Origin of the sequence: Streptantibioticus ferralitis (assembly GCF_029223525.1) — a bacterium.
Lineage (GTDB): Bacteria > Actinomycetota > Actinomycetes > Streptomycetales > Streptomycetaceae > Streptantibioticus_A > Streptantibioticus_A ferralitis.
Genome location: NZ_JARHTQ010000003.1, coordinates 382267 through 398187, shown reverse-complemented (window position 1 = coordinate 398187; position 15921 = coordinate 382267). Strand labels below are relative to the sequence as shown.

General features: G+C 69.8%; 5 protein-coding genes. 3 read left to right on the top strand and 2 right to left on the bottom strand.

The features are described from left to right. Nucleotides 1-3: 3 nt before the first annotated feature. The gene (gene rfbD / locus P2L57_RS06940; RefSeq protein WP_275810151.1) at nucleotides 4-960 is read right to left on the bottom strand and encodes a dTDP-4-dehydrorhamnose reductase; all 957 of its coding nucleotides are present in this window, start codon (nucleotides 958-960) and stop codon (nucleotides 4-6) included. A gap of 334 nt (nucleotides 961-1294) precedes the next feature. On the opposite strand from rfbD, the gene P2L57_RS06935 reads away from it, so the two are divergent. The 3 genes from P2L57_RS06935 to P2L57_RS06925 are packed head-to-tail and all read left to right on the top strand — an operon-like array spanning nucleotide 1295 to nucleotide 4206. Then, nucleotides 1295-2344, top strand: a complete 1050-nt coding sequence (locus P2L57_RS06935) for an ABC transporter ATP-binding protein (protein WP_275809923.1) — start codon at nucleotides 1295-1297, stop codon at nucleotides 2342-2344. Beyond that, on the top strand, nucleotides 2341-3237 hold the full coding sequence (locus P2L57_RS06930; RefSeq protein ID WP_275809920.1) for an ABC transporter permease: 897 nt from the start codon (nucleotides 2341-2343) through the stop codon (nucleotides 3235-3237). Before P2L57_RS06935 ends, P2L57_RS06930 begins: the two co-directional genes overlap by 4 nt. Before the next feature lie 33 nt (nucleotides 3238-3270). Beyond that, nucleotides 3271-4206 (top strand): ACP S-malonyltransferase, encoded by a 936-nt coding sequence (locus P2L57_RS06925; protein ID WP_275809917.1) that lies wholly within the window; start codon nucleotides 3271-3273, stop codon nucleotides 4204-4206. Nucleotides 4207-4482: 276 nt separating this feature from the next. Here the strand turns inward: P2L57_RS06925 and P2L57_RS06920 are convergent, their stop codons facing one another. Beyond that, on the bottom strand, nucleotides 4483-15897 hold the full coding sequence (locus tag P2L57_RS06920; RefSeq protein WP_275809914.1) for a type I polyketide synthase: 11415 nt from the start codon (nucleotides 15895-15897) through the stop codon (nucleotides 4483-4485). Nucleotides 15898-15921 lie beyond the last annotated feature (24 nt).

Here is a 15921-nt window from a genome sequence, read left to right as displayed (position 1 = left end):
GGTTCAACGCGCCTCCGCTGCCGGGGGGTTGGGGTCCGCGGCCCGGCCGGACGCGTCCGCGAGCGCTTCGGTGAGTGCCGTACGCCAGTGCCGCAAGGGGGGCAGACCGACCCTCGCCCACCCGTCATGGCCGAGCACGCTCCACGACGGGCGGCGCGCCGCGCGCACCAGTTGGTCGCTGCCGATCCGCCGGACCCGCTCGGGATCGGCGCCCACCAGGTGGAAGACCTCGCGCGCCAACGCGTACCAGGTGGTCCGCCCGCCGCCGGTGGCGTGGAAGACGCCGGTGGCCCGGTCCACCGGCAGACCGCCGAGCGCGATCAGCCGGTCCGCTAGGTCAGGCGCCCAGGTGGGCTGGCCGTGCTGGTCGTCGACCACATCGACGGTCCGGTCCTCGTGCACCGCGATCCGGGCCATGGTGCCGACGAAACCGGTGGTCGCGGTGCCGGTGGCGGCCCGGCCGTACAGCCATGCCGTCCGGACGACGGCCGTGGCATGCGGGAGTTCCGCCAACGCGGCGCGTTCACCAGCGAGTTTGGTGCGCCCGTACGCGGTGTACGGGACGGGCGGGGCGAGCTCGCCGTACGGAGTACCGAAGTCCGTGGCCGCGCCGCCGAAGACATAGTCGGTGGAGACCTGAAGCAGCCGGGCCCCGGATGCGGCGCAGGCGCGGGCCAGGTTGCGCGGGCCGTCGGCGTTGATCCGCGCGGCGGCGGCCTCATGGGTCTCCGCGTCATCGACGGCGGTCCAGGCGGCGCAGTTGACCACGACCTGCGGACGGTGCCCGGCCACCGCCTCCTCGGCCGCGCGGCGATCGGTGATGTCCAGCTCGGCGCGGCCCAACGCCACGGTGTCGACGCCCTGGACGGCGAGCCGAGCGGTCACCTCGCGCCCCAGCGTGCCGCCCGCGCCAACCACCAGCCAGCGGAGTCCGGCGGTGGAAGACGGTGTTGTCGATATGGCTGACGCGAAATCGCGAGGCGCGTCGTGCGGCGGTTGCCCGGCCGTCAATGATTTTTGCGAAGAATCCTTCGACGCGGTCACGCGGCGATGCTACGAGGTAATGCAAGGAAACAGCACCCGGGATTTCCCCCTAAGCACCCCTAGCCAGTGCCGCCGACCCCTAAGTTTACGGCCCGGTAGGTCCAGGCCGTGGTCGGGCGTGCTAGACATGGCACGCACCATATTGCTCCCCATTCCGTCGGCGCACAACGACGCAGCCCGCCGCACGTGCGACCCTCGCGGCAGAACACCGGTGCTGCCGTTATAGCGTCCAGCTTGATTCGCAGGGTCAATGAATACAACACGTCCGCTGGATTATGCCGTCCTAGTCGACGGACTGGTCAAAAAATACCCCGACCGTGAACACCCCGCCGTGAACAACCTCAGCTTCACCGTCAACCACGGTGAGGTCTTCGGGTTCCTCGGCCCGAACGGAGCCGGTAAGACCACCACGATCGGCATCCTGACCACCCGGGTGGCGCCGACCGGCGGTCAGGCGTTCGTACAGGGCGTCGACGTGGTCGCCAAGCCCGCGGTCGCGCGCCAGTCGTTCGCCGTCGTCCCACAGCGCAACAACCTCGACCGTTCCCTGACCATTCGGCAGAACCTGGTCTTCCACGCCGGATACCACGGCCTGCCGCGCGCCGAACGCAACCGACTGGCCGACGAGAGCCTGGAGTTCGTCGGCCTCACCGATCACGCCAACGCCCGCTCCGACGAGGTCTCCGGTGGCCAGGCGCAGCGCGTCATGATCGCCCGCGCGCTGATGCACCGGCCGCGAGTGCTGTTCCTCGACGAACCGGCCACCGGTCTCGACCCGCAGTCCCAGCTCTTCGTCCGCGAGCGGGTGGCCGATCTCAGCGACCGCGGCGTGACGGTGGTCATCACCACCCACGACATGGACGAGGCCGAGAAACTGTGCGACCGGGTCGGAATCATCGACCACGGCCGACTGCTGGCCCTGGACACTCCGCAGGCGCTGATGGAGACGCTCTCCAACACCTCGGTCAGCGTCACCATCGCACCGCCGGAATCCGGTGCGGACGGCGTTATCCAAGAACTGAAGCGGATCGATTCGGTAGCCAATGTCGAGATCGTCCGCCAAGAGGAACCGGATCCGCTCGCGGGCGCCGAGTTCGGCGAGAACGGATTCGAGTTCCACCACGAAACCAAGCCGGCGGACGTGCGGTTGAAGGTCTACTCCGACGCCGCCTCCTCGCTGATCCTGCCCACCGTCATCAAGGCGCTGGCCGATGCAAGCTGCGAAATCAAGGACATGAGCGTCGGCAATTCGACCCTGGAAGACGTCTTCGTCGAGTTGACCGGTAGGGAGATGCGATGACCACCGCACCCACCTCCACGTCCGATTCCACGGCCGAGCTGGCGCTGCCCGCCGAGGATCCGGACGCCACCACCGTCGCGCCCCAGCAGTCCCGCAGCGGTCGGCACCGCCGCCGGGCCACCCGCTGGCGGACGTTCTACTTCATCCTGTGGCGGGACGTCTTCGTCACCGGCCGGGAGATCGCGCCGTTCCTCGGCCAGGTGCTGGTCGAGCCGTTCTTCATCCTGTTCGTCTTCGGCAAGGTGCTGAGCAATCTCGGCTACACCAACCCGAACTTCCAGCAGGTGCTGCTGCCCGGTGTGGTCGCGCTCAACAGCTTCCTGGTCAGCCTGCAGAACACCGCGCTTCCGCTGGCCATCGACTTCTCCTACACCAAGGAGATCGAGGACCGCCTGCTGGCACCGATCCCGGTGATGCTGGTGGCGATCGAGAAGATCATCTTCGGCGCGATGCGCGGAGTGATCGGCTCGCTGGTGATGATTCCGATCGGTCTGGGACTGCTCGACCATGTCTCCTGGCCGCTGGACACCATGCCCGCGACCCTCGGCATCATCTCGCTCGGCGGCATCGTGGGCGGCGCGGTCGGCCTGATGCTGGGCACCCTGGCGCCCGCACGGCACATCAGCATCGTCTTCGCGATGACGCTGACCCCCATCATGTTCACCGGGGCCACCCAGTTCCCGTGGGCCAGCCTGTCCCACATCCGGTGGTTCCAGATCCTGTGCACCCTCAACCCGCTGACGTACGTCAGTGAGGCGATGCGAGGGCTGCTGCTGCCGAAGGGCGGACCCCACTCGATTCCGCTGCCGATCTGCATCGGGGCGATCGCCGCGGCCACGCTCATCTACGGCTTCATCGGCATCCGAGGCTTCCACAAGAGGGCGCAGGACTAAACCCCACCGAGCAGTAAGGGCATGCACCACATCATGACCACATCCGAGCAGGCGCCTACCGCCATCGTGTTCCCCGGCATGGGCCCCTCCAGCTTCTCCGAGGTGGGCAAGTTCCTGATGCTGGACCCGTTCGCCCGGCGCCGTCTCGCGGAGGCCGACGAGGCGCTGGGCACATCGGTCTTCGACAACTTCCGGGAGGCCACCGAGGACTACTCCGAGTTCAGCCAGGTGGCCTTCCTGGTCAACTCGATGGCCATGGCCGACCGGGCCGAGGAGACCCACGGCATCAGCCCCGACTTCTGCGTCGGCCCGAGCTTCGGCCAGAAGGCGGCGGCCGCCTATGTCGGCAGTCTGCCCTTCGCCGAGGTGGTCCGGCTCACCGCGGAACTCGCCCGCTGCGAGGAGGAGTTCTTCCGCCGGGAGTACACGGACGTGGTCACCCACTCCTTCGTCCGCACCCCCGAGGAGCGGCTCAAGGAGATCCTGGCCGAATTCGACGAGCGCGACGAGTGGTACGACTTCTCGGGATATCTCGACCACGGTTTCTACATGCTCTCGCTCCGGGAGAAGGAACTCGAAGGGCTCAAGCAGAAGATCAGCAAGGCCGGCGGCTACTCCATGTACTCCATGCGGCCCCCGGTACACGCCCCCGCGTTCGCCGCGCTGCGGCGCGAGGCCGAGGAGCAGGTCTTCTCCTCGTACGAACTGGCCGACCCGAAGCTGCCCGTGGTCACCGACCAGGACGGTACCGTCATCAACTCCGCGGCCGGGATGCGGACCATGATGCTGGACACCTTCGACCGCCCGATCAACTGGCTCAACGTGGTGGCCACGTTGAAGGAGGCCGGGGTGGCCAAGGTGTGTGTGACCGGCCCTGACAACCTCTTCCACCGGCTGGACTGCACCAAGGACAACTTCGAGGTGCTGGCGGTGGGCCTGCCCAAGCGCTCCCGCGAACGCAACAAGTAACGTCCAACGGCCGAGGGCCGGGCCCCACCGGAAAGGTGGAGCCCGGCCCTCGGCCTGTTCTTCAAGGTCAGCGCTGGCGGGCCGGGTCAGTGTCGAAGTCGTAGTCGTGCCGGGCCCGCGCGAGTTCGTCGAGGTCGCTGGCAGCCCACTGAAAGCCCGCCGGAGGATGTCACCGGCGGCGGGAGTCCGTCCCAGTCGGCGCTGAAGGCGGTAGAAGGCACTCCCGTCCGGTCCCGCACACGGGGGTGTGTGGGACCGGACGGGAGACCGCTGCCGTCAGCGCCCGTCGGTTCCGGCGAGCCAGTCGTCCACCGCCCGAGCGGTGGTGTCGGCGTGCTGCTCCATCATCGTGAAGTGGTTGCCCGGCACGTCCACGGCCGTGTGCTCCAGGTCCCAGTAGGACCGCCAGTCGCCGTCCCTGGTCCAGTCGAAGAGCCGCTCCCCGGCCCGGACCAGCAGCGTCGGAGTGCGGACCGGCTGCGGCTTCCAGTCGCCGAACAGCCGGAAGTACCCGCCCATCGCGAGCAGTCGGGTGTCGTCGACCGGCACATAGCTCTCCTGCCGTTCGTTCATCCCCTCGGCCAGCCCCGGCTGGATGCCCACGATCGCGTCATCGTCGTGCGAGTAGATGTCGATCAGCACGACCGCTTCGGGGAACACCCCGTCGTCCTCCAGCCGCGCCGCGACCGCGTGTGCGAGCATCCCGCCCGAGGAGTGGCCGAGCAGTACGAACGGCTTGCCGTCGGCATGCCGTACCACCGCCTCCGCCTGCGCCTCGATCACCGCCTCCTTGGTCGCGGGCAGCTGCTCCCCGCCGAGGAAGCCGGGCGCACCCAGCGCCCACAGGTCCCGACGGCCCCGGAAGGCCGCGGCGAACCGGGCGTACTGGTGCGGTCCGGAGATCGACAGGATCGAGGAGAAGCAGACCAGGCCGGGCTGCCGGTCACCGGAGGACAGCCGGACCAGGCTCGGCGCCTTTCGCAGCTCCGCCGCCGAACCGAAGGACGGCCGGAATCGCGAGGCCTCCATCAACAGCCCCATGAACTCACCCGACTTGCCGAGTTCACCGGCCTGCTGCAGCATCGCGCCGAAGACACCGCCGGTCGGCTCGTCCGCACCGGCCGCCGCCTGTGCGCCGTCGGGCGCCGCCCCGGCCAGCTCGGCGCGCAGCCGCTGGGCGGTCAGCGTCGGCGTCGGGTGGTCGAACAGCAGCGTCGGAGGCAGCCGCAGCCCGGTCGCCGCGTTCAGCCGGTTGCGCAGTTCGACGGCGGTCAGCGAGTCCACACCCAGTTCGAGGAACTCCCGGCCCGCGCCGACCTCGTCCGGCGACGCATACCCCAGAACGACGGCCACCTGTGCGCGCACCAGCCCCAGCAGCACGTCCTCCTGCTCGGCCTCGCCCAGCCCGGCCAGCCGCCGCAGGAGCGTGTCCGCCCCCGTGTCCGCGGCGCCCCCGGCCTGCGCGGTACGTCGGGCGACACCCCGTACCAACCCGCGGAACAGGCCGGGCAACGCGCCGACGGCCGCCTGGGCCCTGAGCGGCGCGGTGTCCAGACTCACCGGCACCAACGCGGCCTCGTCGGCAACCGCACCCCCGCACGCGGTGTCGAACAGCGCCAGTCCGCGCTCGGTCGACAACGGCAGCAGACCGCCCCGGGCCATCCGCTGCACATCCGCGTCGGCCAACTCGCCGGTCATCGCGCTGCGCTGGGCCCACAGCCCCCAGGCGAGCGAGACCGCGGGCAGCCCCTCGGCCCGGCGGCGTTCCGCCAGCGCGTCCAGGAAGGCATTGGCCGCCGCGTAGTTGCCCTGACCGGGGGTGCCGAAGACGCCGGCCGCGGACGAGAACAGGACGAACGCGTCCAGCTCCAGGTCCCGGGTCAGCTCGTGCAGATTCAGTGCCGCGTCCACCTTCGGCCGGAACACCGTGTCGATCCGGTCCGCGGTGAGCGACGGGATCAGCGCATCGTCCAGCACACCGGCGGTGTGCACGACGGCGGTGAGCGGATGCGCGTCGGGGACACCGTCGAGCAGCCGCTGCAGCGCATCGCGGTCGGCCGCGTCACAGGCCGCGACGACCGCGTTCGCACCCAGTTCGGACAACTCGGCCACCAACTCCGCGGCGCCTTCCGCCTGCGGTCCGCGACGGCTGGTGAGCAGCAGTCGGCGTACGCCGTGTTCGGCCACCAGGTGCCGGGCGACGAGCCCACCGAGCGCCCCGGTGGCTCCCGTGATCAGCACGGTGCCGTCCGGGTTGAACGGCGGTAGGGCGGCGTCGGCCTCCTCCCGCACGGCAACCGGAACCCTGGCCAGGCGCGGGACGTACAACCCGCCCGCGCGAACGGCCAGTTGCGCCTCGCCATCGACCAGAGCACCGGGCAGCAGACCGTACGAGGCGTCCTGATCGTCGATGTCCAGCAGAACGAGACGTTCCGGGTTCTCCGTCTGGGCCGAACGCAGCAGACCCCACAGCGGGGCGTGGACCAGGTCCGCCACACCCGCATCACCGTGGGCGGCCACCGCGCCACGGGTGACGAACACCAGCCGCGCGCCCTCGAAGGCCTCCTCGGCCAGCCATGACTGCACGACGCCCAGGGCGTCATGGGTCACCTGGCGGGCCGCTTCCGCGTCGCTGCCCACCTCGTCGGTCGGGCAGGGCGCGAGAACCACCTCGGGCATGGGCTTGCCCGCCTGTACGACACCGGCGAGCGCCGCGAGATCGGCGTAGCTGTCGATCGCGACACCGGCCGCCTCCAGCGCGGCCCCCAACTTGAGGTGATCGGCGCCGAGCACGGCCCAGCGCCGGGCCGGTACCGCACCCTGGCCGGGGACAGCCGTCCACTCCACCCGGAAGAGGGAGTCATGGAACGTCATCTGTACTTGGGCGGCCTGCAGTTGGGCCGGATCGATCCGCCGCAACGCCAGCGACTCGACCGATGCGACAAGGCCGCCGGTCTCGTCCACCGCCGTCAGCGACACGGAACCGTCCCCGGCCGGTGCGATCCGCACCCGGAGCGCGGACGCGCCGATGGCATGCAGGGAGACTCCGCTCCAGGAGAACGGGAGCCGGATCCCCGGCGCGTCGGTGCCATGGCCGCCAGCGGCTTCCTGGGCCTTTCCGGCTTCATCGGCACCACCGGTGATACCGCCCAAGGCCAGGCCGTGCAACGCGGAGTCGAGCAGTGCCGGGTGCAGACCGAATCGGGCGGCGTCGGCGTGCTGCTCCTGCGGCAGCTGAAGCTCCGCGAAGATCTCGTCGCCGCGCCGCCAAGCGGCCCGTAGCCCCTGGAAGGCGGGCCCGTACCCGAAGCCGCCATCTGCGAACCGCTCGTAGAGCCCGCCGACGTCAAGCGATTCCGCGTCGGCCGGGGGCCAGACGGCAAGATCGGCCGCCGGTCGGGCGGGACCGGCCGCGAGTACGCCGCTTGCGTGCCGGATCCACGGCTCGTCGGCCGAGGCGTCCTGCGCCCGCGAGTGCAGGGTCAGCGCCCGACGGCCTGACGCGTCCGACTCGGCTACGGAGAGCCGCAGTTGAACAGCGCCTTCCGAGGAAAGGATCAGCGGGGACTCAAGGGTGAGTTCTTCCAGCACATCGCAGCCGACCTGGTCCCCGGCCCGGATCGCCAGCTCGACGAACGCCGTACCAGGTAGCAGCACCGTCCCGGCCACGGCGTGGTCGGCCAGCCAGGGGTGCGTCCGCAACCCCAGCCGCCCGGTGAAGACGTAGCCATCGGATTCCGGCAACTCCACCGCCGCCCCCAGCAGCGGGTGATCGGCCGCCCCCAGTCCGGCGGACGCGACATCGCCCGCGGTGACCGGGACGTCGATCCAGTACCGCTGGTGCTGGAAGGCGTAGGTGGGCAGGTCGACGCGGCGGGCGCCGGTTCCGGTGAAGTACGCCTGCCAGTCGACGGCGATGCCGTTGACGTGGGCCTGGGCCAAGGCGGCGGTCAGGGTTTCGGGTTCGGGGCAGCCGGTGCGGAGTACGGGGACGAAGGCGGCGCCATCAGCCGTGACGCAGTCCTGGGCCATCGCCGACAGCACACCGTCCGGGCCGAGCTCGACGAACGTCGTGACGTTCTGGGCCTCCAGCGTGCGGATGCCGTCGAGGAAACGGACGGCCTCACGGACATGTCGGACCCAGAAGTCCGGAGTGGTGATCTCATCGGCCGAGACGACGGTGCCGGTGAGGTTGGAGACGATCGGGATGCGCGGGGCTTGGTAGGTCAGGCCCTCCGCGATCTTGCGGAAGGCGTCCAGCATGCCGTCCATGTGCGGCGAGTGGAACGCATGGCTGACGGTCAGCCGCTTGGTCTTACGACCCTGCGCCTCGAAGGCCGCGGCGATCTCCAGGGCCGCGTCCTCGTCGCCCGCGATGACGACCGACGTCGGACCGTTGATCGCGGCAATGCTGACCCGCTCGGTCAACAGTTGACTGACCTCGTCCGCCGACGCCTGCACGGCCACCATCGCGCCGCCACCCGGCAGCTCCTGCATCAACCGGCCACGAGCCGCCACCAACGTGCAGGCGTCATCGAGCGACAGCACCCCGGCCACATGCGCGGCGGCGAGTTCACCAATGGAATGCCCGGACAGGAAGTCCGGCCTGATCCCCCACGACTCCACCAACCGGAACAACGCCACCTCGACCGCGAACAGCGCGGGCTGCGTGTAAGCGGTCTGGTCCAGCAACGTGGCTTCGTTCCCGAACAGCACATCCTTCAACGGCAGTTCGAAGCGCTCGCAGACCGCGTCCAGCGCCTCGGCGAACACGGGATACACCTCATATAGCTCCCGGCCCATGCCCAGCCGCTGGCTGCCCTGCCCGGTGAACAGGAACGCGACCTTCCCGCCGACCGGCGAACCCTCGATCACCCCAGCGGCCTCACGGCCTTCAGCCAGCGCCGCCAGGCCCGCGAGGAACGTCTTCCTCTCCCCCGCCACCACTACCGCGCGGTGCTCGAAGAGGGCGCGCCCGGTGGCCAGCGAGTGGCCAACGTCCGCCAGACCCATGTCCGGGTCAGCGGCCACCCGCGTACGCAGCCGCTCCGCCTGCCCCCGCAGCGCATCAGCAGACCTGGCCGACAGCGCCCACGGCAGGACCTTCGGCGCCGCCGGAATCTGCTCCGGCTGGTCGTCCGCGAGGACCGGTGCCTGCTCGATGATCGTGTGCGCGTTGGTGCCGCTGATACCGAACGAGGAGACGGCGGCCCTGCGCGGACGGCCGGTCTCCGGCCACTCCCGCGCCTCGGTCAGTAGCGAGACCGCGCCAGCGGACCAGTCAACATGCGGCGACGGCTGATCCACGTGCAGGGTCTGCGGCAACACACCATGCCGCATCGCCATCACCATCTTGATGATCCCGGCAACACCAGCGGCGGCCTGCGTATGGCCCATGTTCGACTTGATCGAACCCAGCCACAGCGGCTGGTCGTCGGAACGCTCCTGCCCATACGTCGCCAGCAGCGCCTGCGCCTCGATCGGGTCACCCAACGTGGTACCCGTACCGTGCGCCTCCACCACATCAACATCCGCCGCCGTCAACCGCGCATTCGCCAAAGCCTGACGAATCACCCGCTGCTGCGACGGACCATTCGGCGCCGTCAGACCATTACTCGCACCATCCTGATTGACCGCACTACCACGCACGATCGCCAACACCGGATGACCGTTCTTCCGCGCATCCGACAACCGCTCCACCAGCAGCATGCCGACGCCCTCGCCCCACGCCGTACCGTCCGCACCAGCGGCGAACGGCTTGCAGCGGCCGTCCGCCGCCAAACCGCGCTGGCGGCTGAACGCCACGAACGTGCCCGGGGTCGCCATCACCGTCACACCACCGGCCAGCGCCAACGAGCACTCGCCGTTCCGCAGCGCCTGAACGGCCAGATGCAGGGTGACAAGAGACGACGAGCAGGCCGTGTCGACCGTGACCGCCGGACCCTCAAGACCGAACGTGTACGACACCCGCCCCGAGGCCACACTGCCGGAGCTCGCGGTGCCCATGTATCCCTCAAGGCCGTCAGGCGCGCGGTGCAGGAGGGTGCCGTAGTCGTTGTACATCACGCCCGCGAAGACACCCGTACGGCTGCCGCGCACCGACGCCGGGTCGATACCGGCCCGCTCGAACGCCTCCCAGGTGGCTTCCAACAGCAGCCGCTGCTGCGGGTCGGTGGCCAATGCCTCGCGCGGGCTGATGCCGAAGAAGACCGGGTCGAAGTGGTGTGCGTCGTGCAGGAAGCCACCATCGCGGGTGTAGCTCGTACCGGGCTGGTCGGGGTCCGGGTCGAACAGACCCTCCACGTCCCAGCCTCGATCGGTCGGCAATCCGGATATCGCGTCCCTGCCTTCGGTGACCAGTTGCCACAGGTCTTCCGGTGACCGCACTTGGCCGGGGAAGCGGCAGCTCATCGCCACGATCGCGATCGGCTCGTCATCCGCCGCCGTCGCCGCAACGGCCGGAACGGCAGTGTCCGCCCGAGCACCGAGGAATTCCGCTGCCAGGTACTCGGCCAGGGCCGTCGGCGTTGGGTAGTCGAAGATCAAGGTGGCGGGGAGTCGTACGTCGGTGGCCGCGTTCAGCCGGTTCCGCAGTTCGAGGGCGGTCAGGGAGTCGAAGCCCACCTCGTTGAAGGCGCGCAGCGGTTCGACCGTCTCCGGCCCCGCCAACCCCAGGACGGCGGCGACCTGCGTGCAGACCAACTCCAGGACGGCGCGGTCGCGTTCGGCCGATGAGAGCCCGGCCAGGCGTTCCGCCCATCCGCCGGTCGCCGCCGCTGCCGCGGTGGCGCGGCGGGTGGGGGTGCGGACCAGGCCGCGCAGCAGGGGCGGCAGCATGCCGCTGCCCGCCTGCACCCGCAACCCGGCCATGTCCAACCGCATCGGCACCAACAACGCCTCACCAGCGCGCCCAGCCGCGTCGAACAACGCCACACCGTCCGCCACGGGCAACGCGGCCACACCACCACGGTTCAACCGCTCAACATCAGCCGCATCCAACTCATCGGCCATACCGGTGGACCACAGACCCCACGCCAACGAACTCGCCGCCAGCCCCCGCGACCTACGGTGCTCCGCCAGCGCGTCAAGGAAGCTGTTCGCCGCCGCGTAATTGCCCTGCCCCGCACCACCGAACACACCAGCAGCCGACGAGAACAACACAAACGCCGACAGATCCACGTCCTGAGTGAGCTCATGCAGGTTCCAGGCCGCATCCACCTTCGGACGCAGAACCCGATCGATGCGCTCCTCGGTCAGCGAGCCAATGACACCGTCGTCCAGCACACCGGCGGTGTGCACCACCCCAGTCAGCGGATGCTCGGCCGGAACCGCGGCCAGCACTCCCGCAAGTGCCTCCCGATCGGCCACATCACAGGCCGCCCACGTCACATGTGCGCCCAATTCAGCGAGTTCCGCAGCCAGTTCACCGGCGCCTTCGGCCTGGTCGCCGCGCCGGGACACCAGCAGCAACTGCCGCACTCCGCGCTCGGCCACCAGATGCCGGGCGAACACCCCGCCCAACTGGCCACTGGCACCGGTGATCAACACCGTGCCGTCCTCGGCGAACGACGACTCCTCGCCGTCAGCGACAGCCCGCGCCAGCCTGGGCACCTCGACCCGGTCGCCGCGTACGGCCACCTCCGGCTCACCGGACGCCACCGCGGCCGCCAACAGCTCCGACGAAGCGTCCTCCGCGTCAACCAGCACGATCCGGCCCGGGTTCTCCGACTGCGCGGACCGCACCAGACCCCGCACGGCCGAACCCACCAGATCGGCACCGCGCGTCGCGACCACCAGCCGCGAACCGTCGAACCGCTCATCGGCAAGCCACGACTGCAGCAGGCTCAACGCCCACGCGGTGGCCGCACGCACCGCAGCCGGGACATCAGCGGATCCATCGGGCTCGTACGAAGCCAGCACCAGATCCGGCGCCACGGCGCCGGACTCCACCGCCTCCGCCAGCGCCGCCAGATCCCCGTACACCTCGGCGTCCGGCAGGCCCGCGCCGTCGGCGCCCAGTACGGCCCAACGACCCTCCGCAGCCGCCGAACCCACCGGCAGCTCCGACCACTCCACCCGGAACAGCGAATCCGCCAAATCGTCACGGCCGCCGCCGAGCTGCTCCGGCGAAACCGACCGCAGCACCAGCGCATCCACCGATGCCACCGGCCGCCCGGTCCGGTCCGCCACCGTCAAAGACACCGCGTCCGGCCCGGCCTTCGCCAACCGCACCCGCAGCGCCGACGCGCCCACCGCGTGCAGCGAGACGCCCGACCAGGAGAACGGCAGACGTCCCTGCCCGGTGTCCTCGACCAGTTCGCCCAGTCCGATGCCATGCAACACCGCGTCCAGCAACGCCGGGTGCAGCCCAAAGGCACCGTCCTCAGCGCCCTCCGGCAGGCTCACCTCGACGAAGACCTCATCGCCACGCCGCCAGGCGGCCCGCAGCCCCTGGAACACCGGACCGTAGGTGAACCCGGCGGCCGCCAAGCCCTCGTACAGACCGGCGACGTCCACCGCCTCCGCGTCCGACGGCGGCCAGACGCCCGGATCGAACGACGCATCCCGCGCACCCTGGGCCAGCACACCTGTCGCATGCCGCAACCACGGCTCGTCATCCGCCGCATGGTCAGGGCGGGAGTGGAACGCCATGGAACGGCGACCGGCTTCATCCGGCGCGCCAATCGCGAGCTGAAGCTGCACACCGCCCTGCTCGGGCAGCACCAGCGGGGCCTCCAGGGTCAGTTCGTCCACCTGGTCGCAGCCGACCTGGTCCCCGGCACGCACGGCAAGCTCGACGAAGGCGGTGCCGGGGAGCAGCACCGCGCCCATCACGGCGTGGTCGGCCAGCCACGGATGTGTGTCCAACGACAGCCGGCCGGTGAACAGGAACCCCTCGGCGTCCGCCAGCGAGACGGCGGCGCCGAGCAGCGGGTGCTCCGCCGAGCGCAGACCGGCCGAGGTGACATCGCCAACGGCGGTACCCGCGTCCAGCCAGTAGTGCTGGTGTTGGAAGGCGTACGTGGGCAGGTCCACCCGGCCCGCGCCCGTACCGCCGAAGTACGCGGTCCAGTCGACGGCCACCCCACGCACATGGGCCTCGGCCAGGGCAACGGTCAGGGACTCGGGCTCGGGGCGGCCACCGCGCAGTACGGGGAGGAACGCCGCGTCATCAGTCGTGACGCAGTCCTGGGCCATCGCGGACAGCACACCGTCCGGGCCGAGCTCGATGTACGTCGTGACACCCTGGTCCTCCAGAGCCCGCACCCCGTCGAGGAAGCGGACCGCTTCGCGGACATGCCGTACCCAGAAGTCGGCCGAGCCGATCTCCTCGGCAGAGACCACCCCACCAGTCAGGTTCGACACCACCGGAATGCGCGGCGCCGCATACCTCAGCCCCTCCGCCACCTTGCGGAAGTCCGCCAACATCCCATCCATATGCGGCGAATGGAACGCATGGCTCACGGTCAGCCGCTTCGTCTTACGACCCTGCGCCTCGAACGACGCGGCGATCTCCAGAACCTCGGCCTCGTCGCCCGCGATGACGACAGAGGAAGGCCCATTGATCGCCGCAATGCTCACGCCATCCGTCAGCGTGACCTCATCCTCGGCGGCCTGAACAGCCACCATCGCACCGCCACCCGGCAGCTCCTGCATCAACCGACCACGAGCCGCCACCAACGCACAAGCGTCATCCAGCGACAGCACCCCGGCAACATGCGCGGCGGCAAGTTCACCGATCGAATGCCCGGACACGAAATCGGGCTTCAACCCCCACGACTCAACCAACCGGAACAACGCCACCTCAACCGCGAACAACGCAGGCTGGGTGCACCCCGTCTGATCCAGCACGCCACCATCAGAACCGAACAGCACATCCCGCAACGGCAGGTCGAAGCCATCACACACCGCATCCAACGCCTCCGCGAAGGCCGGATACGCCTCGTACAACTCCCGCCCCATACCGAGCCGCTGACTGCCCTGACCGGTGAACAGGAACGCCACCTTGCCCCGGCCGTCCGCCGCTGCCTGGACCACTCCGGCGGGGGACTCACCGGCCGCGAGCTTCGCCAGGCGGTCGAGGAGGACCTCGCGATCGCCCGCGATGACGGCAGCGCGGTGCTCCAGCGCGGATCGGGTCGTCGCCAGTGAGTGACCGACGTCGACCACGTCGAGTTCCGGGCGTGCCGACGTGTACGTCAGCAGGCGCTCGGCCTGCGCACGCAACGCCTCGGTGGTCTTCGCCGACAGCACCCATGGCAGCACCGGGAGCGCCCGAGGCTCCCCGGCGGCTTCCTCCGCGTCCAGCGGCGGTGCCTGCTCGATGATCGTGTGGGCGTTGGTGCCGCTGATACCGAACGAGGAGACGGCGGCTCGACGCGGACGGCCGGTCTCCGGCCACTCCCGCGCCTCGGTCAGCAACGAGACCGCACCCGCCGCCCAGTCAACATGCGGCGTCGGCTCATCAACATGCAGGGTCTGCGGCAACACACCATGCCGCATCGCCATCACCATCTTGATGATCCCGGCAACACCAGCGGCGGCCTGCGTATGGCCCATGTTCGACTTGATCGACCCCAGCCACAGCGGCTGGTCGTCGGAACGCTCCTGCCCATACGTCGCCAGCAGCGCCTGCGCCTCGATCGGGTCACCCAACGTGGTGCCCGTACCGTGCGCCTCCACCACATCAACATCCGCCGCCGTCAACCGCGCATTCGCCAAAGCCTGACGAATCACCCGCTGCTGCGACGGACCATTCGGCGCCGTAAGCCCATTACTCGCACCATCCTGATTGACCGCACTACCCCGCACGATCGCCAACACCGGATGCCCGTTGCGCTGGGCGTCCGACAACCGCTCCACCAGCAGCATGCCGACACCCTCGCCCCACCCCGTACCGTCGGCGGCGGCGGCGAACGACTTGCAGCGGCCGTCGAACGACAGCCCGCGCTGGCGGCTGAACTCGGTGAACGTGCCCGGAGTCGGCATCACGGTGACACCACCGGCCAGCGCGAGCGAGCACTCGCCGTTCCGCAGCGCCTGAACGGCCAGATGCAGGGTCACGAGGGACGACGAGCAGGCCGTGTCGACCGTGACCGCCGGACCCTCAAGACCGAACGTGTACGACACCCGGCCGGAGGCGATGCTGCTTGAACCGCCGGTGCCGAGGTAGCCCTCGACGCCTTCGGGGACGGCGCGCAGCCGCGAGGTGTAGTCGTGGTACATCACGCCCGCGAACACCCCGGTACGGCTGCCGCGCACCGACGCCGGGTCGATACCGGCCCGCTCGAACGCCTCCCAGGTGGCTTCCAGCAGCAGCCGCTGCTGGGGGTCCATCGCCACGGCCTCACGCGGGCTGATCCCGAAGAAGGCCGGGTCGAAGTGGTTGGCCTCGTGGAGGAATCCGCCCTCGCTGACGTAGCTCGTGCCCTGCTGGTCGGGGTCGTCGTCGAAGAGACGCTCGACGTCCCAGCCGCGGTCGGTGGGGAAGCCCGAGACGGCGTCCGCGCCCTCGGCGACCAGCCGCCACAGGTCCTCGGGCGACTGGACGCCCCCGGGGTAGCGGCAGCTCATCCCGACGATCGCGATCGGCTCCTGTTCCCCCGACTCCACTTCCTGCAGACGACGCCGGGTTTCATGGAGATCGGCCGTCACCCGCTTGAGAAAGTAGCGGAGCTTTTCCTCGTTCATACGTGCATCCCTCTCGCGGAAGCC